Source organism: Telluria sp. RT2P19 (genome assembly GCF_059685725.1).
The window spans coordinates 361,934-383,300 of sequence record NZ_JCASIL010000003.1 but is presented as its reverse complement, the minus strand read 5'-3'; the positions used below and the strand labels follow the sequence as shown (position 1 = coordinate 383,300).

9 protein-coding genes are annotated in these 21,367 nt (G+C 68.5%); 6 read left to right on the top strand and 3 right to left on the bottom strand.

Features of this window, described 5'->3' with window-relative positions; genetic code table 11:
- Nucleotides 1-4,914, bottom strand: coding sequence for a response regulator (locus AC56KW_RS05960; protein ID WP_497169807.1), 4,914 nt, complete (start codon nucleotides 4,912-4,914; stop codon nucleotides 1-3).
- A gap of 337 nt (nucleotides 4,915-5,251) precedes the next feature.
- Between AC56KW_RS05960 and AC56KW_RS05955 the strand changes: the two genes are divergently transcribed.
- Complete coding sequence (locus AC56KW_RS05955; RefSeq protein ID WP_497169806.1) at nucleotides 5,252-5,992, top strand: autoinducer binding domain-containing protein; 741 nt, start codon at nucleotides 5,252-5,254, stop codon at nucleotides 5,990-5,992.
- On the opposite strand, the gene AC56KW_RS05950 is transcribed toward AC56KW_RS05955, so the two are convergent.
- Nucleotides 5,967-6,239: a helix-turn-helix domain-containing protein gene (locus AC56KW_RS05950; protein WP_497169805.1), complete on the bottom strand. Its 273-nt coding sequence runs from the start codon at nucleotides 6,237-6,239 to the stop codon at nucleotides 5,967-5,969. The two genes, AC56KW_RS05955 and AC56KW_RS05950, sit on opposite strands and share 26 nt — an antisense overlap.
- 183 nt (nucleotides 6,240-6,422) lie before the next feature.
- Between AC56KW_RS05950 and AC56KW_RS05945 the strand changes: the two genes are divergently transcribed.
- Nucleotides 6,423-7,004: an acyl-homoserine-lactone synthase gene (locus AC56KW_RS05945; RefSeq protein ID WP_497169804.1), complete on the top strand. Its 582-nt coding sequence runs from the start codon at nucleotides 6,423-6,425 to the stop codon at nucleotides 7,002-7,004.
- A 6-nt stretch (nucleotides 7,005-7,010) separates the two neighbouring features.
- On the opposite strand, the gene AC56KW_RS05940 is transcribed toward AC56KW_RS05945, so the two are convergent.
- Nucleotides 7,011-9,119 carry a prolyl oligopeptidase family serine peptidase gene (locus tag AC56KW_RS05940; protein ID WP_497169874.1) on the bottom strand — a complete coding sequence of 703 codons (2,109 nt, stop codon included), beginning with the start codon at nucleotides 9,117-9,119 and terminating at the stop codon, nucleotides 7,011-7,013.
- A gap of 59 nt (nucleotides 9,120-9,178) precedes the next feature.
- Here AC56KW_RS05940 and AC56KW_RS05935 point away from each other — a divergent pair, with 59 nt between their 5' ends.
- The 4 genes from AC56KW_RS05935 to recD all read left to right on the top strand — a co-directional run bounded on the left by AC56KW_RS05935 (nucleotide 9,179) and on the right by recD (nucleotide 21,306).
- Nucleotides 9,179-12,235 (top strand): CHASE domain-containing protein, encoded by a 3,057-nt coding sequence (locus AC56KW_RS05935; protein ID WP_497169803.1) that lies wholly within the window; start codon nucleotides 9,179-9,181, stop codon nucleotides 12,233-12,235.
- 92 nt (nucleotides 12,236-12,327) lie between these two features.
- On the top strand, nucleotides 12,328-15,714 hold the full coding sequence (gene recC, locus AC56KW_RS05930; RefSeq protein ID WP_497169802.1) for an exodeoxyribonuclease V subunit gamma: 3,387 nt from the start codon (nucleotides 12,328-12,330) through the stop codon (nucleotides 15,712-15,714).
- A complete protein-coding gene (gene recB / locus AC56KW_RS05925; RefSeq protein ID WP_497169801.1) occupies nucleotides 15,711-19,394 on the top strand; it encodes an exodeoxyribonuclease V subunit beta in 3,684 nt (1,227 codons plus the stop codon). The genes recC and recB overlap by 4 nt, the downstream gene beginning before the upstream one ends.
- On the top strand, nucleotides 19,381-21,306 hold the full coding sequence (gene recD, locus AC56KW_RS05920; protein WP_497169800.1) for an exodeoxyribonuclease V subunit alpha: 1,926 nt from the start codon (nucleotides 19,381-19,383) through the stop codon (nucleotides 21,304-21,306). Before recB ends, recD begins: the two co-directional genes overlap by 14 nt.
- Nucleotides 21,307-21,367 lie beyond the last annotated feature (61 nt).

The following is a 21,367-nucleotide window of genomic DNA, read 5'->3' as shown; positions in this document are numbered from 1 at the left end:
TCAGTGCAGCCAGACCCGCATCATCGACAGCAGCTGGGCCACGTCGACCGGCTTGGTGATGTAGTCCGAGGCGCCGGCCGCGATGCACTTGTCGCGGTCGCCCTTCATCGCCTTGGCGGTCAGCGTGATGATCGGCAGTGAACGGAATTTCGGAATGCGGCGAATGGCGCGCATCGTGTCGTAGCCGTCCATCTCGGGCATCATGATGTCCATCAGGACGATCTCGATGCCGGGATCCTTCTCCAGCACTTCGATGCCGTCGCGGCCGTTCTCTGCGAACAGCACCTGCATTTGCTGGCGCTCGAGCAGGGTGGACAGGGCGAAGATGTTGCGCAGGTCGTCGTCGACGATCAGGACCTTGCGGCCTGCCAGTCCCGAGTCGAGCGCGTGGATCTCTTCCAGCATCTTGCGCTGGGTTTCGGGCAGGCTGGCCTGCGAGCGGTGCAGGAACAGCGCCGTCTCGTCGAGCAGGCGTTCGGGCGAGCGCGCATCCTTGATCACGATCGTCTTGGCATAGCGCTTGAGCTTCGTCACTTCCTTGCGGCTGAGTTCCTGCGCCGTGTAGATCACGATCGGCAGGTCGCGCAGGCGTTCGTTGCGGCCGATCTGGTCGAGCAGTTCGAAGCCGGAGATGTCGGGCAGCGTCAGGTCGAGCACCATGCAGTCGAACTGCGACGATTGCAGGGCCTTGAGCGCGGCGGCGCCATGGTCGACGGTGACCATGTGGATATCGTTGTTGCCGATCAGGGACACGATCGACTCGCGCTGGGCTGGATCATCCTCGACCACCAGCAGGCTGCGCTTGCCGCCCATCAGGAATTTCTGGATGCGCTTGAATTCTTCCTTCAGCGCGTCGCGCTCGACCGGCTTGTTGATGTAGGAAATGGCGCCCTGGCGCAGCGCGCGTTCGCGTTCGCGCAGGGACGACATCACGTGCACCGGGATGTGGCGGGTGCTCGGATCGCGTTTCAGGCGGTCGAGCACCGTGAAGCCGTCGATGTCGGGCAGGTCGAGGTCGAGCAGGATGGCCGACGGCAGGTAGTCGCGCGCCAGCGACAACGCCGAGTCGCCGCGGTGGGTGACGATGGCCTTGAAGTTTCGCTCGCGCGCGAATTCGAGCACCACCTTGGCGAAGCGCTCGTCGTCCTCGACGATCAGCACCGACGGGTCACCCGGCGTCACCAGGCCGCGGTCGTCGAGCACGCTCGCGTATTCGACCACGGCGCCGCTCGGGTCGAGCAGGTCGGACGTCAAATCCAGGGTCGAGACTTCGCTATGCTCTTGCAGCACAGGCACCAGTGGGGCAGGCAGGTTCACCGGCGGGGCCAGGCGCGCGGGCTGCGGCTGGCGCGCCTGCTCGTAGTTGATGAAGCCGGCGCGGTTGTAGGGCAGGTAGAGCGTGAACACCGAACCGACGTTGACGGTCGACTCGACCCTGATTTCGCCGCCCAGCAGGCGCGCCAGCTCGCGCGAGATGGACAGGCCCAGGCCGGTGCCGCCGTATTTGCGCGCGGTCGAGCCGTCGGCCTGCTGGAAGGCTTCGAAGATCAGCTGCAGCTTGTCGGCCGGGATGCCCACGCCGGTGTCGTACACCGAGAACGCCAGCACCGCGTCGGCGTGTTCCAGGTTCGGATGGTCGGCGGTCCAGCCGCTGGTCACCAGGCTGATGCCCAGCGAGACCTGGCCGTGGCTGGTGAACTTGAATGCGTTCGACAGCAGGTTCTTCAACACCTGCTGCAGGCGCGTGGTGTCGGTCATCACCGCCGTCGGCAGGTTCTCGGCCAGGTCGACCTGGAAGCCCAGGTGCTTGGCCTCGGCCATGTGCCTGAAGGTGCGGTCGACGTAGTTGCGCAGGTTCGAGAAGCGGTATTCCGACACATCCAGCGTGACGGTGCCCGATTCGATCTTCGACAGGTCGAGGATGTCGTTAATCAGGGTCAACAGGTCCGAGCCCGAGCCGTAGATCGTCTTCGCGAACTCCACCTGCTTGCCCGACAGGTTGCCTTCGGGGTTGTCCGACAGCTGCTGGGCCAGGATCAGCAGCGAATTCAGGGGCGTGCGCAGCTCGTGCGACATATTGGCCAGGAACTCGGACTTGTACTTCGACGACAGCGCCAACTGGGTCGCTTTTTCTTCCAGCGCCAGCTTCGCCTGTTCCACTTCGCGGTTCTTGCGCTCCACCTCGATGTTCTGCTCGGACAGCAGGCGCGCCTTCTCGGCCAGCTCCTGGTTCGTCTGTTGCAGTTCCTGCGCCAGCGACTGCGACTGCGTCAGCAGCGACTCGGTGCGGCTGTTGGCCTCGATCGTGTTCAAGACCACGCCGATCGATTCCATCAGCTGGTCGAGGAAGGACAGGTGGGTTTCGGTGAAACGGTCGAGCGAGGCGATCTCGATGACGGCCTTGACCTGCTGCTCGAACAGGATCGGCAGCACGACAATATTGTTCGGCGGCGCCGAACCGAGGCCCGACGACACCACGATGTAGTCGCGCGGCACGTCGGTCAGCCAGATGCGGGTCTTTTCCAGCGCGCACTGGCCCACCAGGCCTTCGCCCGGCAGGAAGGAGGTCGGCAGCTTGCGGCTCGAGCGGTAGCCGTAGCTGGCGATCATGCGCAGGCGCGCATCGGTCTCTTGCGAGTCCATCATGTAGAACACGCCGTGGTGGGCCGAGACCAGCGGCGCCAGTTCCGACAGGATCAGCTTGGTCACCGCCTGCAAGTCGCGCTGGCCCTGCAGCAGGCGGGTAAAACGCGCCAGGTTCGTCTTGAGCCAATCCTGCTGCGCGTTCTTTTGCGTCGTTTCCTTCAGGTTGCGGATCATCTCGTTGATGTTGTCCTTCAGGTAGGACACCTCGCCGCGCGCTTCCACCTGGATGGAGCGCGACAGGTCGCCGCGCGTCACCGCGGTGGCCACTTCACCGATCGCGCGCATCTGGTTGGTCAGGTTCGCCGCCAGCTGGTTGACGTTTTCGGTCAAGTCCTTCCAGGTGCCGGCCACGCCCGACACGTTCGCCTGGCCGCCGAGTTTCCCTTCGGTGCCGACCTCGCGCGCCACCCGCGTCACTTCGGACGCGAACGAGGACAATTGGTCCACCATGACGTTGATGGTGTCCTTCAGCTCCAGGATCTCGCCTTTCACGTCCACGGTGATCTTCTTGGACAGGTCGCCGCGCGCCACGGCGGTGGTCACCGCCGCGATGTTGCGCACCTGGCCCGTCAAGTTCGAGGCCATGAAGTTGACGTTGTCGGTCAAGTCCTTCCAGGTGCCGCCGACGCCCGGCACATAGGCCTGGCCGCCGAGTTTGCCCTCGGTGCCGACCTCGCGCGCCACGCGCGTGACTTCCGAGGCGAAGGACGACAGCTGGTCGACCATCACGTTGATGGTGTTCTTCAGTTCGAGAATCTCGCCCTTGACGTCCACCGTGATCTTCTTGGACAGGTCGCCGTTGGCCACCGCGGTGGTCACGTCGGCGATGTTACGGACCTGGGCCGTCAGGTTGCCCGCCATCGAGTTCACGCCGTCGGTCAGGTCCTTCCAGGTGCCGGCCACGCCCGGGACGTTCGCCTGGCCGCCCAACTTGCCCTCGGTGCCGACCTCGCGCGCCACGCGCGTCACTTCGGAGGCGAAGGAATTGAGCTGGTCGACCATCACGTTGATGGTGTTCTTCAGCTCGAGGATTTCACCTTTCACGTCCACCGTGATCTTCTTGGACAAGTCACCGTTGGCCACCGCGGTCGTCACGTCCGCGATATTACGCACCTGGCCGGTCAGGTTGCCCGCCATCGAGTTGACCGAGTCGGTCAAGTCCTTCCAGGTGCCGGCCACGCCTTTCACCATCGCCTGGCCGCCGAGTTTGCCCTCGGTGCCGACCTCGCGCGCCACCCGCGTGACTTCCGATGCGAACGATGAGAGCTGGTCGACCATCACGTTGATGGTGTTCTTCAGCTCGAGAATCTCGCCTTTCACGTCCACCGTGATTTTCTTGGACAGGTCGCCGTTCGCCACCGCGGTCGTCACCGCCGCGATGTTACGCACCTGGCCCGTCAGGTTCGACGCCATGAAGTTGACGTTGTCGGTCAAGTCCTTCCAGGTGCCGGCGACGCCCGGCACATAGGCCTGGCCGCCGAGTTTGCCCTCGGTGCCGACCTCGCGCGCCACCCGCGTGACCTCCGACGCGAAGGAGCGCAGCTGGTCCACCATGACATTGATGGTGTCTTTCAGTTGCAGGATCTCGCCGCGCACGTCGACCGTGATCTTCTTGGACAGGTCGCCGTTCGCCACCGCGGTGGTCACCTCGGCGATGTTGCGCACCTGGGACGTCAGGTTGCCCGCCATCGAGTTGACCGAGTCGGTCAAGTCCTTCCAGGTGCCGGCCACGCCCTTCACCTGGGCCTGGCCGCCGAGTTTGCCCTCGGTGCCGACCTCGCGCGCCACGCGCGTGACTTCGGACGAGAACGAGGACAGCTGCTCCACCATGGTGTTGGCGGTCATCGCGGCGCGCAGGTACTGGCCCTTGAGCGGGTGGCCGTCGACTTCCAGGGCCATGGTCTGGGACAGGTCGCCCTTCGCCACCGCGCCGATGACGCGCGCCATCTCGGTGGTTGGGCGCACCAGGTCGTCGATCAGGGTGTTCACCGAGCTGATCATGGTGCTCCAGCCGCCCACCACGCCCGGCAAGTCGGCGCGCTGGGTCAGGTGGCCCTCGCGGCCCACGACCCGCGAGACTTCCGTCACCGTCTCCACCATCTTTTGCTTGGTTTCGATAATGTCGTTCAGGGTGTCGGCGATCTTGCCCGACACACCGGTCCAGTCGTCAGGCATGCGTACCGAAAAATCGCCTTTTTTCAAGGCCATCAATGTGGTGAGCAGCAGCTTGACGTCCAACTGCTCGCCCATATCGGTCATGGTGTTCATCGCCTGGATCCTCGTCCTGAAGAAAGTCATCGTAAGCCGGATCACGCCCGGCAAAAGTGTCGTTTTTACACAAACACAAGATACCGCCCTGTAGATCTAAGTCAAGGCAGGAAGCTAGATCTCGGTTAGTGAATACTTGCAAATGTGAAATTTATTCTGGGTAATTCGGCGGAGGGTAGCGGATTCCCCCCGCTTCGGGCGCACGATTGCGTATTGTTGCAATGTTTGCATGGAAACATGCTGAATAGGTAGAAGTAAATTCTGGATTGTTAATTTCCGTGAGCTTTCAAGGGGGCGAACCATCTAGCATAGCGGGGTGATATCAATAACCGCCCCCATGATTGACACCGCCTTGTTACTCGATCTGATGCAGGCCAAGGACGCGCCCCAGTGGAGCGCGTCGCTGTTCACGATTGCGCGGGGACTCGGATTCGACCAGGTACTGTTCGGCGTCGTCAATTCGCGCCACACCCGCTTCGAATCGGCCTTCTTGCGCAGTAATTACTCCGAAAACTGGCGCGAGCGCTACGACCGTAACGGTTTCGCCTATGTCGACCCGACCGTCGCGCACTGCATGGCGAGCACGACGCCGATCGTGTGGCAGCCGGGCACCTTCGCCGCCAGTGTGCAGCAGGCCGAGCTGTACGAAGAGGCCAGCGCCCATGGCATCCGCAGCGGCGCGACCTTGCCGATCCACGGACCGCAGGGCGAATTCGGGGTGATCAGCTTCGCCTCCGACGCGCAGCCCGACATCGAAGCCCAGCGCGCCATGAACGAGGTGCTGCCGATGTTGTCGCTGGTGCGCGACTACGCCTTTGCCTCGTCCAGCCGTTTTCGCGACGAGGGCGCGCGGACCGATGAGGCGCCGCGCCTCACGCGGCGCGAGCTGGAGGTGCTGCAGTGGGTAATGGCAGGCAAGTCGTCATGGGAAATCGCCCGCATCACGAGCTGCTCCGAAGCCACCGTGAATTTTCACCTGGCGAATGTGCGTCAAAAATTTGACGTCAACACGCGCCAGCAGGCGGTGGTCAAGGCCATCGCCCTGGGGCTCATCACCCCTGAAGATCACCATCGTTGAGCTTACCGTTGATATACATGCGCAGCAGGATCGACACAGGCGCCGGGATCGCAAGGCCCGTCTCGAAACGGCTGCCGCTGGACTGGGTGACCCCGAAGCGGCCCCAGAATTTCTCCTGGCTCTCGCGCTTGGTGATGCGCAGCCGGCGCAGTTCGTGCGGGGCCAGGCGCGCGGCGCCGGCGGCCTGGACCAGCTGGCTGGCCTGCAGTTCGGCTGCCAGCACATCGCACATCAGATCGTTTGCCATGGTGAATCCTTTCGGGATGGTGAAGCAAGGTTGGACACTGCGTCGTTTCCAAAAGTATTGCACCGCTGACATTGCTCGCCACCTAGCAATGCTGATAGTACCCAAGCTACCCGATTTGCATGACGCTTTCATGCGCTGTGCATATTTCTTGCATCGATTTTCTCAACGAGGAGGAGGTGGGCAATGAGCATGCAGATCAGGATCGCGCCACGTCGCGCATTCGCATCGAAAGAGCTGTGGGAAATGCATACCTTGCGCGCGAAAGTCTTTCGCGGGCGGCTGGGATGGGAAGTGCCGGTGCTGTCCGGCATGGAGATCGACGGCTATGACGCCCTCGAGCCGCGCTATATGCTGATGCGCGACGGCGAGACGCTGCGCGGCTGCTGGCGCCTGCTGCCGACCGAAGGACCTTACATGCTGAAGGATTCCTTTCCTCAGCTGCTCGACGGCCAGCAAGCGCCCAGCGACCCGCAGATCTGGGAGTTGTCGCGCTTCGCGATCGAGACCGAAGGCGCCGGCAGCTATGGCTTCTCCGAGATGACGATGGAATCGATCGAGGCCATCATCCGCCACGCCCACGAGCGCGGCCTGTCGCGCTACGTGACCGTCACCACCACCGCGATCGAGCGCATGCTGCGCCGCGCCGGCGTGGTCACGACCCGCATCGGCGCGCCGCAGGCGGTCGGGATCGAGACCGCGGTCGCGCTCTACGTCGAGATCGAACCGACCTGGGAAGCGCTGTTCGCGCGGCGCCTGGCGTCCTGACGGGGTTCACGCCGGGTGCGCGCCCAGTTCGCGCAGCAGGAACGTATAGGTCAGCGCGAACATGCGCGCGCTCTGGGCATTGTCGGCGGCGCCGGCGTGGCCGCCCTCGGTGTTTTCCCAGTACAGCACGTCGTGCCCCTGTTCCAGCATGCGCGCCGCCATCTTGCGCGCATGCGCCGGATGGACGCGGTCGTCGCGGGTCGAGGTGGTAAACAGCACGCGCGGGTAGCGCTGGCCCGGCCGCACATGATGGTACGGCGAGTAGCGCACCAGGTAGGCCCAGTCGGCGGGATCGTCGGGGTTGCCGTATTCGCCCATCCACGAGGCGCCGGCCAGGAGCTGGTGGTAGCGCCGCATGTCCAGCAGCGGCACCTGGCACACCACCGCGCCGAACAGGTCGGGGCGCTGGGTCAGCGCCGCGCCCACCAGCAGCCCGCCGTTGCTGCCGCCCATGATGCCCAGTTGCCGGGGCGTGGTAAGGCCGCGCGCGACCAGGTCTGCGCCGACCGCCAAAAAATCGTCGAAGGCGCGCTGGCGGTGCTGGCGCACGGCCGCCTGGTGCCAGCGCGGACCGAATTCGCCGCCGCCGCGGATATTGGCCAGCACATAGGTGCCGCCGGCTTCGAGCCAGGCGGCGCCGGTCATGCCGCTATAGAAGGGCTTGAGCGCGACTTCAAAGCCGCCGTAGCCATACAGCAGGGTCGGCGCGGGCTGGTTGCGGGCGCCTCCCTGGGCGCCGCCGCGGCGGGTGACGACGAAATAGGGCACGAGGGTGCCGTCGCTCGACGTTGCCGTGTATTGGGCCACGTCGTAGGGCGCGGCATCGAAGAAGGCGGGCAGCGCCTTGAGCGGCTCGCGCTGGTCGCTGCCGGCGCGCATCAGGTACAGCGTGGTCGGATGCAGGAAGTCGGTCACGGTCAGGAAGTAGTCGTCCGAGTTGTCGGCATCCAGGGCCGATATGCCCAGCGACCCGATGCCGGGGACGGCGACTTCGCGCCGGATCCACTGTCCACCCTCGCGGCGCAATTCGGTGACCCGGTTTTTGACGTTGTCGAGCACCGTCAGCAGCAGGCTGGTACTGGTGGCCGCCACGCCGTCCAGCGAGGTGGTGGGGGTGGGTTCGAACAGGATCTCGAAGGCGCCCTGCCGGCGACCGGCCACGAAGTCGTCGAAGCCGGTCGCCAGCAGGGCGCCTTGCGGGTAGGTGACGCCGTCGACCGTCCAGTCCGAACGCAGCTCGACGATCAGCTGGTCGCGCAGGGCGAAGGCGTTGGCATCGAGCGGCTTGTCGATCCGGACCAGCTGCGCGCCGCGGCGCCAGAACAGTTCGCTCGTATAGAAATCGACCTGGCGCAGCACGAAGGCACGCTCCCAGCCGGGGCTGTTGTCCTGGTAGCCGGACGCCGCCATGTCGCCGGGCGCCCCCTCGTACACGGTGGCGGCCGCCGCCAGCGGCGTGCCGCGCTTCCACTCTTTGACGATGCGCGGGTAGCCCGATTCGCTCAGGCTGCCGGGGCCGAAGTCGGTGCCGACGAACAGGGTGTCGCGGTCGATCCACGCTACGTCGCTCTTCGCCTCGGGCAGGGTGAAGCCGTCCGCCACGAACGACAGGGTCGCCAGGTCGAACTCGCGCACCACGCGGGCGTCGCCGCCGCCGCGCGAGAGCGAGACCAGGCAGCGGTCGGCATGCGGCTCGAGCCAGGATACACCGGCCCAGACCCAGTTCTCGTTCTCGCGGCGCGCCAGCGCGTCGAGGTCGAGCACCGTTTCCCAGTGCGGCGCCGGCTTGCGGTATTCGTCCAGCGTGGTGCGGCGCCAGAGGCCGCGCACGTGCCGGGCGTCGCGCCAGAAGTTGTAGCACCAGGCGCCATGCACGCCGACATAGGGAATCTTGTCGCTCGAATCGAGGATGCCCTTCAGGCGCGCGCGCAGTGGCGCAAAGCGCGGGTCGCGTTCGAGCTCGGCCTCGGTCGCCGCATTGCGCGCCTCGACCCAGGCGCGGGCCTCGTCCGCCTCGATTTCCTCCAGCCACAGATAGGGATCGTCGATGTCCGGGGGGCGGCTTTCGTGTTGCATGCTTACCTCATCAGTGTCACGCCGGCGCGGCGCGCCGATATACTAGCAATTTTGCGTGGCGGGCATCGCCGGCCAGGGGAAGTATGGAGCGACCGCCGTTGCCAGGACCAGAATTCATCGACGCCACCGGCGCGCGCCTCGGCCGGTCTTTCCTGCCGTGGGGCGGCGGCGTTGCGCTGTCGCTGGCGGTCGGCCTCTTGCTGCATGCGGTGGCAAGCGCCGCCATCGAGGACGACGCCCGCAAGCGCTTCGAGAACCTGGCGCAGTCCACCCGCGACCGTGTCGATGCGTCGCTCGCTTCCTACGGTCGTGCGGTGCGCGCGCTGGCGGCCCTGCACGCCGCCGCCGGCGCGCAGCGCGTGCCCGATCGCGCTGCCTTCCACCGCTACGTGGCTGCGCTCGATATGCCGGCCAATTTTCCCGCGATCGAGGGCGTGACCTACGCCGCCCACGTCAGGGACAGCGAGCGTGGCGCCTTCATCGACGCCATGCGCGCCGACCGCGGTGTCGATGTGCGCGGCTATCCCGACTTCACGATCTTTCCGGGCGGTCGCCGCCCCTGGTACGAGGTGATCGCCTACCAGTACCCGGTCGACCGGCCCACGCGCCGCCTGGGATTCGACCTGGCCGCCCGGCCGGCCGTCGCCGGCGCGCTCGAGCGCGCGCGCGACAGCGGCGGCATCAGCGCGTCGGGCCAGCCGATCCTCGTCAACGAGCCGTTTCCGCACTACGTGCTGGGCATGCGCATGCCGATCTATCGCGGCGGCGTGTTGCCGCTCGGGGTCGAGGAGCGGCGCGCCGCCTACCTCGGCTCGTTCGGCGTCGCCTTCGCGGTGCATGAACTGGTCGACAACGCCGTGCGCGCGCCCGACTGGATCCCGCGCTCGGTGAGCGTCTACGGCGCCGGCGACGATGCGATCCTCCTGCACGGACCCGACGTGCGGCGCACGCCGCACGATACGAGGGTGAACTTCACCTCCGTGGTCGACGTGAACTTCGCCGGCAGCCCGTGGACGTTGCATTTCGCGGTGCCAAAGGCGTCGATGCTGGCCGGCCCCGATCTGTGGCTGCCGATGGCGGTACTGGTTGCCGGTTTTCTGGGCACCTTGCTGGTGTACGGCCTGTTCCTGGCCCAGTACCGAGCGCGCCGCGGCGCCGACGAGCAGCGCCTGCTGCTCGACTCGGTGCTCGACAACCTGGACGCCGAGGTCTACCTGAAGGACGCGGGGCGCCGCATCCGCTACCTCAACGCCAAGGGCGCGTCCAGCCTCGGGCAGGCGGCGGCGCAGCTGATCGGCCGGCGCGACGTCGAGGCCATGGGCCGCGAGCTGGCCGATGCCGCCTGGGAGCTGGACCGCGCCGTGCTGCACGAAGGACGGCGCAGCAGCGCCCAGGTCGCGCAGCCGCACGCCGGCGCCGCGCCGCGCCAGCTATGGACGGTGCGGGTGCCCTTGCAGGTCGGCGACGAGCCGGCGGTGCTGTGCGTGGCGACCGACGTCAGCGAGCTGCACCGCCTCAAGGCGCGCGCCGACGCCGCCAGCAAGGCCAAGAGCGACTTCCTGTCGAACATGAGCCACGAGATCCGCACGCCGATGAACAGCATCATCGGCATGACCCACCTGGCGCTGCAGGCCGCGCCCGATCCGCGCCAGCGCGACTACCTGGAAAAGATCTACCACTCCGGCCAGCACCTGCTGGGCATCATCAACGACATCCTCGACTTTTCCAAGATCGAGGCCGGCATGCTCGAGCTGTCGCGCGTGTGTTTCATGCTCGACGCCCTGATGCGCAATGTCGAGGCCCAGCTCGGGACCGCGGCCGCCGCCAAGGGCCTGGGCTTCGACATCGAGATCGATCCGGCCCTGATGCGGCCCCTGTGCGGCGATTCGCTGCGGCTGGAACAGGTGCTGCTCAATTTCGCCGGCAACGCGGTCAAGTTCTCCGATCGCGGCCGGATCACGATGCGCGCGCGCCTGGCCCATGCCTTCGGGCCCGAGGTGCTGGTGCGCTTCGAGGTCGAAGACCGCGGCATCGGCATCGAAGAGGCAGCCCTGCCCAATCTGTTCACGCCGTTCCAGCAGGCCGACCAGTCGGCCACGCGGCGCCATGGCGGCACCGGCCTGGGCCTGGCCATCAGCCGCCAGCTGGCCGAGCTGATGGGCGGCGAGGTCGGGGTCCACAGCAGGCAAGGCGAGGGCAGCACCTTCTGGTTCACCGCGCGCCTGGCGCTGGACGACGCTGCGGCGGGGCGCTCGGGCGCGGTGCTGGGGGCCGGCCTGGGCGCCGCGCCGGCGCCTGCAAGCACGCGCCTGGATGGTTGCTCGGTGCTGCTGGTGGAGGACAACGTCTTCAACCAGCAGGTCGCGCGCGAGCTGCTGGAGCAGTCCGGGGCCGAGGTCGCCCTCGCCAACAACGGCCAGGAGGCGCTCGAAGCGATGACGCGGCGCGGCTTCGACTGCGTGCTGATGGACGTGCAGATGCCGGTGATGGACGGTCTCGAGGCGACCCGCCGCATCCGCGCCGATCCCGCTCTGCGCACGACCCTGGTGGTGGCGATGACGGCCAATGCCGGGGTCGACGACCGCGCGCGTTGCCTGGCCGCCGGCATGAACGAGTTCCTGGCCAAGCCGGTGGTGCCGGAACTGCTGGCCGCCACCATCGCGCGCTGCCTCGGCCGCACGACGGCGCCGGTGGCCGACGTTGCCGTCGGGCGTTCCTCGCGCTCATCGCACTTGCCCGTCCTCCCGGGCGCGCTGCCGAACGAAGGGCAGGGAACCGGCGGCGATGTGCTCGACCTGGCCAGCCTGGCCCATACGGCCGGCGGCGACCTCGAGCGCATGCGTGGATATGCCTTCCTGTTCCTCGACACCGCGCGCGCGAACCTGGCCGGCATCGACGCCGCCCTGGCCGGCGGCGACCTGACCCACACCGCGAGCCTGGCGCACCAGCTCAAGTCGGCGGCGCGCGCGATCGGCGCCGTCAGCTTCGGCGCCATCTGCGAAGACCTCGAGGCGCAGCCGAAGCGCCGGCTGCGCCTGGGCGCCGCCGGCACCGCCCAGGCGCGGGCGCTGGCGGCGCGCCTGCGCGCGCTGTTGATCCGCATCGAACGCGAAGTGTCGACCCAGTTCGGCAGCCGCGACAGCGACGTGCGCTGAGGGCAGGATGTGCAATGGCGACACCGGTGTCGGCCCTACCGTCGGCACGCCAAACACGGTATGCTGTTGGCCCAACCGTTCGAGCCACGCGCATGTCTTCCACGATCACCCCCGGCCTCCTCATCCTTCATGGCAACCAGATGGAATTGCTGCGCAGCGCCGTGTTCGACTGGCTGCGCAGTCATCCGCTGGGTCCCCTCGAAGAAGAGATCTTCCTGGTGCAGTCCAACGGCGTGGCCGAATGGCTCAAGATCGCGCTGGCCGAGGAACTCGGCGTGTGCGCCGCGACCCGCGTGGCGCTGCCGGCGCGCTTCCTGTGGGAAGCCTATCGGGGCATGCTGGGACGCGAGCGGGTTCCCAACCGCGCGCCGTTCGACAAGGATCCACTGACCTGGCGCCTGATGCGCCTGTTGCCCACCTTGCTGCAAGAGGACGGCTACGAGCCGCTGGCGCGCTTCCTGGCCGACGGCGACGCCGAGCGCCGCCTGCAGCTGGCCGAGCGCGTCGCCGACCTGTACGACCAGTACCAGGTTTATCGCGCCGACTGGCTGGCTGATTGGGCCGCCGGGCGCGACCAGTTGCGGCGCGCGTCGGGCGATCCTGTACCACTGGCGCCCGACCAGCGCTGGCAAGCCTGCCTGTGGCGCGCGGTGCACGAGAGCCTCGACCCGGCGCAGCGCGACAGCGGGCGCGCCACCATCCACCAGCAATTTCTGGCGGCGATCGAGTCTGACCAGATGCCGGCCGGCCGCCTGCCGCGCCGGGTGGTGCTGTTCGGGATGTCGACCCTGCCCTACCAGACCCTGCAGGCGATCTCGAGCCTGGCGCGCCATACCCAGGTACTGTTCGCGGTGCCGAACCCGTGCCAGTTCTACTGGGGCGACATCATCGATGGCCGCGACCTGCTCAAGGCCGCGCGCCGCCGCCAGCCGCACCGCGATGGCGTGGACCTGGGCGCCATCCCGATCGATGCACTGCACGCCCACAGCCACCCGCTGCTGGCGAGCTGGGGCCGCCAGGGCCGCGACTTCGTGCGCATGCTGGACGAATTCGACAACCAGGACCGCGCCGAGGCCGCGCAGGCGCCGCTGAAAGTCGACCTGTTCAGCGACGGCGACGGCGCGACCCTGCTGGCCCAGGTGCAGGCCGCGGTGCGCGACCTGTTGCCGCTGTCCGAGCATTCGAAGATGCCGCCGGCGCCGGGCGATCGCTCGATCGAGTTCCACGTCACCCACAGCGTGCAGCGCGAGGTCGAGGTGCTGCACGACCAGTTGTTGTCGTGGTTCGCGCAAGATCCGAGCCTGCGTCCGCGCGACGTGGTGGTGATGGTGCCCGACATCGACACCTTCTCGCCGGCGATCCACGCGGTGTTCGACCAGCATCGCGGCAAGGACCCGCGTCGCATCCCGTTCGAGATCGGCGACGTGCGCGACCGCAGCGTGAATCCCCTGCTGGTCTCGCTCGAATGGCTGCTGCGCCTGCCGCAGCAGCGCTGCCGCCAGAGCGAGGTGCGCGACCTGCTGGACGTGCCGGCGGTGGCGCGCCGCTTTGGCCTGGGCGATGAAGACCTGGCCATCCTCGGGCGCTGGATCGAGGGCGCCGGCGTGCGCTGGGGCCTGGACCACGCACACCGCGCCGGCCTGGGTCTGGGCATGGCGGGCGAGCAGAATGCCTGGATCTTCGGCGTGCGGCGCATGCTGCTCGGCTACGCCAGCGGGGCCGGCAACAGCTTCGCCGACATTGAACCGTATGCCGAAGTGGGTGGGCTCGATGCGGCGCTGGCCGGCGCGCTGGCGCAGCTGGTCGACTGCCTGCTCAACTGGCGCGCGCAGCTCGATACGCCGCGCACCCCGGCAGGGTGGGGCGAGGCGGCGCGCGAGATGCTGTCCTGCTTCTACGCCGCCAGCGACGAGGCCGACCGCCTGACCTTGTCGAACCTGGGCGAGGCCCTGCAGTGCTGGCTCGAGACCTGCGACGCCGCCGGTTTCGACGAGCCGGTGCCACTGGCAGTACTGCGCGAAGCCTGGCTGAACGAGCTCGACCAGCCGACCCTGAACCACCAGTTCGTCTCGGGCGGCGTGACCTTCTGCACCCTGATGCCGATGCGCGCGGTGCCGTTTCGCGTGGTGTGCCTGCTGGGCATGAACGACGGCGACTTCCCGCGTCGCGCGCGCCAGTCCGACTTCGACCTGCTGGCGCTGCCCGGCATGGCGCGGCCCGGCGACCGCTCGCGCCGTGACGACGACCGCTACCTGATGCTCGAGGCCTTGCTCGCCGCGCGCGACAAGTTCTATGTGAGCTGGGTCGGGCGCAATGTGCGCGACAATAGCGAACAGCCGCCGTCGGTGCTGGTGTCGCAGCTGCGCGACTACCTGGCCGAGGGCTGGGACCTCGATCTCGAGCATCTGACGGTGGAACACGCGCTGCAGCCTTTCAGCCGCGTCTACTTCCAGCAAGGCGGTTTGCTGACTTATGCCGGCGAATGGCGCCTGGCCCACGGCGCGCAGCAACCGGACGCCGGCGACGCCTTGCCACCCTTCGAGCTGGAGCCCGATTTCGTGCTCAAGCTGGGCGAGCTGGCGAGCTTCCTGCGCCAGCCGGCGCGCTATTTCTTCCGCCGCCGCCTGGGCGTGGTGTTCGCCGACGCCGCCCAGGTGGGCGAGGACGAAGAACCGTTCGCGCTCGACGCGCTCGAACGCTACCAGATCGAGGATCACCTGCTGGACGACAGCGGCGAGCCCGAGCCCCTGCACGAGGTGCGCGCCACGCTGGCCTCGCGCGCCGAACGGCTGGCGCGCGAGGGCGTGCTGCCGATCGGCCTGATGGGCCGCATGTGGCAGGAACAGCTGGTCGACAGCCTGGCGCCGGTGCGTACCGAGTGGCTGCGCCTGGGGGCGCGCTTCCCGGAGTCGGCGCCCAAGCAGGCGCTCGGCCTGGACCTGGACGGCGTCGTGCTCGACGACTGGATCGACCGCCTGCGCAGCAATGGCGAGGAATCGGCCTGGCTGATGCAGCTGTCCTCGAAGGTGCTGGACCGCGAAGGCCGGCCGCGCGGCGACAAGCTGATCGCCCCCTGGCTGCGCCAGCTCGGCAGCGCCGCGGCGGGCCAGCCGGTCGCCGGCTACCTGGTGGCGCGCGACGCGGTGCTCACGATGGCGCCGCTGGCCCGTGACGAATCGCTGCAGGTGCTGCGCGACCTGGCGCGCCTGTGGCGCGCCAACCTGGACGCGCCGCTACCGGTGGCGTGTCGCACCGCGCTGGCCCAGCTGGCCGAAGGCGACCCGCGCGCCACCTACGACGGCGGCTTCGAGCTGCGCGGCGAAGTCGATGACCTGTGCCTGGCGCGCCTGTGGCCCGACTTCGGGGCGCTGCGCGCCGCCGGCGGCTGGCCCGAGCTGGCCGAAGAATTGTATGGGCCGCTGGCGCGCTGGATGGAGAGCGCGGTCACGGTCAAGCCCTTGCAGGAGTTGCCCGAATGAGCAGTAAACTCGAAGCGATCGGCTTTCCGCTGCACGGCTCGCGCCTGATCGAGGCGTCGGCCGGCACCGGCAAGACCTGGACCATCGCCGCCCTGTATGTGCGCCTGGTGCTCGGCCATGGCGGCGCCGACGCATTCGCGCGGCCGCTGCTGCCGTCCGAGATCCTGGTGATGACCTTCACCCGCGCCGCCACGCGCGAATTGTCCAGCCGCGTGCGCGAGCGGCTGGTGCAGGCGGCCGCCCACTTCCGTGGCGAAGCCGACGCCGACGACCCCTACCTGGACGCGCTGGCCGGGGCCTATGCGCCGGGCAGCGAGCGCAGCATCGCCGCGCACCGCCTGATGCTGGCCGCCGAGACCATGGACGAGGCGGCGATCTTCACCATCGACGCCTGGTGCCAGCGCATGCTGCGCGAGCACGCCTTCGACAGCGGCAGCCTGTTCGACGAAGAGCTGGTGAGCGACGAGCGCATGCTGTTCGAGGACGCCGCCCACGATTACTGGCGCCAGCACGTGTATCCGCTCGGCGCCGACAGCCTGGCGGTGGTGCTGGACACCTGGCGCGACGTCGAGGCGCTCAAGGGCGGCGTGCACGAGCTGGTGCACCGTGGGCAGTTGCTGGGCGAGGTCGAGCGCGCGCCGCTGGGCAGCCTGGTGGCGCGCCTGGCGCGCGAGCAGCGCGCGGAGCTGGCGCGTCTCAAGCACGGCTGGGTCGAGCGCGCCGACGCGATGGAACGCTGGATCGCCGGCCACCGCGAACGCGCGCCCAAATGCTTCAACGGCAACAAGATGCGCGCCGAGTCGCTGCGCAAGTGGTTCGAGGCGCTGCGGGCCTGGGCGCGCGACCCGGCGCTGCACATGCCGGACCTGGGCGACACCGCCTGGCGCCGCCTGACCCCGGGCGGCATCGAGGACGCCTTCAGCAAGGATTTCAGCGCCGACGTGCCGGCCTGCTTCGACGGCACCGCCGCCCTCCAGCAGGCGTTGGCGGCGATCGATCCGATCGCCCACGCGCTGCTGCGCCACGCCGCCGGCCACATCGGTGCGCGCATGCAGGAACTCAAGCGTCGCAACCGCCAGTTCGGCTTCGCCGACATGCTCGAGCGCCTCAAGCTCGCGCTCGAGGGCGAGAACGGCGCGGCGCTGCGCGAACGCATCGTCGGGCAGTACCCGGTGGCCATGGTCGACGAATTCCAGGACACGTCGCCTGACCAGTACCGCATCTTCGACCTGCTGTACCGGGTCGAGGCCAACGACGCGCGGCAGGGCCTGTTCCTGATCGGCGACCCGAAGCAGTCGATCTATGGTTTTCGCGGCGCCGACATCCAGAGCTACCTGGCGGCGCGCCGCGCCACCACCGGCCGCCACTACCAGCTCGACACCAACTACCGCTCGACGGCGGCGCTGGTGGGCGCGGTCAACGCGCTGTTCCTGCACGCCGAGGGCGGCGACGGCCGGCCCGGCCACGCGGCGGCGGCGTTCCGCTTCCGGCGCGGCGCCGACAATCCCTTGCCGTTCGAGGCGGTCAAGGCGCGGGGGCACAGCAAGCGCCTGGTCGGAATCGGCCAAGACGCGAATGTCGACGGCGAGATCGAGGCGCTGTCGGTGTGCACCACCTGCCGCGACGACCTGAAGGCCGAGGACTACCGCGAATTCTTCGCCCACCACTGCGCCGAGCACATCGTGCGCCTCCTGAACCACGAGCGGGTGGGCTTTCTTGACGAGAAGGACGGCAGCTTCCAGCGCCTGCTGCCGGCGGATATCGCGATCCTGGTGCGCGACCGCCGCGAGGCCGCCGCCGTGCGCCATGCTTTGGCGCGGCGCAAGGTGGCCAGCGTCTACCTGTCCGACAAGGACTCCGTGGTCGAGAGCGAAGAGGCGGCCGACGTGCTGCGCTGGTTGTACGCGGTCGCCAATCCGCTCGACGGCGCCCTGGCGCGGGCCGCCTTCGCCACCCGCACCGCCGGGCTGGCGCTGGGCGAACTGGCACGGCTCTCGAGCGACGAACTGGCGTGGGAACGGCGGGTGGAGCAACTGAAGACCTTGCACGTGGCCTGGCAGCGGCGCGGCGTGCTGGCGATGCTGCGCACCTTCATCCATGAACTGGGCCTGCCGGCACGCCTGCTGGCCGAGCCGGGCGGCGAGCGGCGCCTGACCAACCTGCTGCACCTGGCCGAGCTGCTGCAAGAGGCCAGCACCCAGCTCGAGGGCGAGCAGGCGCTGATCCGCTGGTTCGCCGAGCAGATCGAGGGATTCGGCGCCGGCGGCGACGAGCGCGTGCTGCGCCTGGAGAGCGACGCCGAGCTGGTCAAGGTCGTGACCGTGCACAAGTCGAAAGGCCTCGAGTATCCGCTGGTCTACCTGCCGTTCGCTGTGACCGCGCGCCCGACCAGCCGGCGCAACCGCGCCTTCTTCGAATACGTCGACGAAGAAGGCAGCCGCCGCCTCGACCTGGCCCTGTCCGACGAGGCACTGGAGGCGGTCGACCGCGCGCGCATCGAGGAAGACCTGCGCCTGCTGTACGTGGCGTTGACCCGGGCGCGCCATTTCCTGTGGCTGGGCGCGGCGGCGGTGGCGGGCACGCGCAAGGGCGAGAACAGGTTGCACGAGTCGGCCCTCGGCTACCTGCTGGCCGGGGGCGCGCCGATCGCGGCCGACGGCCTGCGCGCCAGCTTCGACGCGGTGGCGGGCGGTACCGGTGGCGGGGGTGGCATCGCGCTGCGCGAGCTGGAGCAGGACGACGGCGTCACCATGCTGGCGCGCCAGGATGTCCGCCCCGAACTGCTGGACGCGCCGGTGTACCGCGCCGACTTCGAGCGGGACTGGTCGGTCGGCTCGTTCACCTCGATGACACGGCACGCGGTGGCGCCGCCGACGCCGATGCGGGCCCAGGAACAGACCCTGCTGGAAGAAGCGCCGCAGGTCTTGACGCCCGCGCGCATCGAGGACGTGGCCTGGCACCGCTTCCCGCGCGGCTCGGTGCCCGGCAACTTCATGCACGAGCAGCTCGAATGGCTGGCGCGCGAAGGCTTCGACTGCCTCGACCAGCCCCATTGCGAAACGCGCCTGCGCCAGCGCATCGAGCGTGCCGGCTGGGGCAACCGGCTCGACGACGCACTCATCTGGCTGCGCGCGATCGTCGACACGCCGCTGCCGCCGCTCGGCGCCGCACTGCGCGAGCTGGAAGGCGTGCTGCCCGAGATGGAGTTCTGGTTCCCGAGCGAGCGCCTGGACCTGATGGCGCTCGACGACCTGTGTCGCGCCCATCTGTTGAACGGCATCGAGCGCCCGGTGCTGCCCGAGCGCGCACTGCACGGCATGCTCAAAGGCTTCGCCGACCTGGTATTCGAACACGAGGGACGCTACTGGGTGCTCGACTACAAGACCAATGCGCTGGGGACGGGGGATGCGGCTTACAGCCAGGCGGCGATGGCGGCCGGGATGGCCGAGCACCGCTACGAGATCCAGGGCAGCATCTACCTGCTGGCCCTGCACCGCCTGCTGCGCGCGCGCCTGGGCGACGCCTACGAGCCCGAATACCAGCTGGGCGGCGCGATCTTCATGTTCCTGCGCGGGATCGCCAATCCCGACACGCGGGGCTGCTGGGTGCTGGCGCCCGACCTGGAACTGCTGGATGGACTGGAACGATTGCTGGACAAGGAACAACATGGCCAAGCCTGAACCCGATATCGACGCCCTGTGGCGTCACATCGGCGAATTGACCGAGGCGGGCGAACTGCGCCGCCTGTCGAGCGCCTTTGCGCGCTTCATCGCCGAGCTTGGCGCGGCCCGGCCCGCACCGCCGCTGGTGCTGGCGGCCGCCATCCTGTCCGAGCTCGAAGGCCATGGCCACAGCTGCGTGCAGCTGTCCGACCTGGCCGCAAGTCCGGCCGCGCTGCTGGGTTGGAGCGAGGAGCAGTGGACGCGGCTGGCGGCAGCGGCGGCGCCTTTGCCCAAGGGCGTGGGGGGCTGGACGACATTGCTGGCGAGCTGCGAACAGGTCTGGGTGCGCGGTGAATTCGACTACGACCAGCCGCTGGTGCTGGACGGCGAGCGCCTGTACCTGCGCCGCTACTGGCGCGAAGAAACCGAGGTCGCACGTTCCGTGCGCGGACGCGCCGAGGCGACGCATCCGGTCGACACGTCCCTGGTGCGGGCGTGGCTCGACAAGCTGTTCGTGGCGGCGCCGGATGCCGCGCAACCCGACTGGCAAAAGCTGGCCTGCGCCGTGGCCCTGCGCGGCGCGGTCGCGATCATCACCGGCGGCCCCGGCACCGGCAAGACGTACACGGTGGCGCGCCTGCTGGCGCTGCTGTTCGCGACCGCGCCGGACGCCGCCCGCCAGCGCGTGGCGCTGGCCGCGCCGACCGGCAAGGCGGCGGCGCGACTGAAGCAGTCGATCGACAAGGCGCTGGGCGAACTGGCCGAGCGCGTCGGCGACGAGCTGCCGCTGCGCGAACTGACCGCGCGCATGGGCGCCGCCCGCACCTTGCACAGCCTGCTCGGCGCGCGGCCCGACACGCGCGCCTTCGCCCACCACCGCGGCAATCCGCTCGACGTCGACGTGCTGATCGTCGACGAGGCGTCGATGGTGCACCTCGAGATGATGGCCAGCCTGCTCGACGCGCTGCCGCCGGCCGCCACCCTGATCCTGCTGGGCGACAAGGACCAGCTGGCGTCGGTGGAGGCGGGGGCGGTGCTGGGCGACCTGTGCCACGATGCCCAGGCCGGCAACTACGACGACGACACGATCGGCTACGTGGAAGCGGCCAGCGGCGAGTCGATCCCCGCCGCCTTCCGCGGCGACGGCGGCCCGCTGGCCCAGCAGACCGTGATGCTGCGCCACAGCCGCCGCTTCGGCGGCCCGATCGGCCAGCTGGCGCTGGCGATCAACGCCGGCGAGACGGCGCGCGCCGAAGAGGTGCTGCGCGCCGGCGGCAGCGTGAACTGGATCGAACACGCCCAGCAGGCCCAGTTGCTGAAACTGGCCTGGGCCGGCTATGCCCCCTATCTCGAGCTGCTCAAGGGCGGCAAGGCCGGTGACGAGGACTGGATCCGCCAGGTGCTGCAAAGCTTCGAGACCTTCCGCATCCTGTGCGCGGTGCGCGACGGCGAATGGGGCGTGGCGGGCCTGAACGAAGCCGTCGAGAAGCGCCTGGAGGCGGGCGGCCTGCTGCGCCGCGGCGCCGAATGGTATGTGGGGCGGCCGGTGATGGTGACCCGTAATGACTATTCGACCGGCGTGTTCAATGGCGACATCGGCGTGACCCTGGCCGACCCGACGCGTCCGGGCGCGCAGCGCGTATATTTCCTCGAGGGCGACAAGGTGCGCAGCGTGCTGGCCACGCGCCTGCGCAACGTGGAGACGGCGTTCGCGATGACGGTGCACAAATCGCAGGGCTCGGAATTTCGCCACACGGTGCTGGCGCTGCCGCGCGAGAGCAACGCCGTCCTGACGCGCGAGCTCGTCTATACCGGCATCACCCGCGCCAGCCGCCTGTTCACGCTGGTGACCCCGAGCGGCGAGGTACTGCGCGAGGCGATCGCCAGCCGCACCTACCGCACCAGCGGCTTGCGCGCGCTGGTCGCCTGACGGGGGCAGGGCGCCGTCGCGCGCGGCAGGTCCAGGCATGCGTCCCTCGGGCAGCATGTCG

Excerpts from the sequence above, each read along its gene's own strand:
- AC56KW_RS05960 (WP_497169807.1), bottom strand. The coding sequence starts at position 4,914 with ATGAACACCATGACCGATATGGGCGAGCAGTTGGACGTCAAGCTGCTG.
- AC56KW_RS05955 (WP_497169806.1), top strand. The coding sequence starts at position 5,252 with ATGATTGACACCGCCTTGTTACTCGATCTGATGCAGGCCAAGGACGCG.
- AC56KW_RS05950 (WP_497169805.1), bottom strand. The coding sequence starts at position 6,239 with ATGGCAAACGATCTGATGTGCGATGTGCTGGCAGCCGAACTGCAGGCC.
- AC56KW_RS05945 (WP_497169804.1), top strand. The coding sequence starts at position 6,423 with ATGAGCATGCAGATCAGGATCGCGCCACGTCGCGCATTCGCATCGAAA.
- recC (WP_497169802.1), top strand. The coding sequence starts at position 12,328 with ATGTCTTCCACGATCACCCCCGGCCTCCTCATCCTTCATGGCAACCAG.
- recB (WP_497169801.1), top strand. The coding sequence starts at position 15,711 with ATGAGCAGTAAACTCGAAGCGATCGGCTTTCCGCTGCACGGCTCGCGC.
- recD (WP_497169800.1), top strand. The coding sequence starts at position 19,381 with ATGGCCAAGCCTGAACCCGATATCGACGCCCTGTGGCGTCACATCGGC.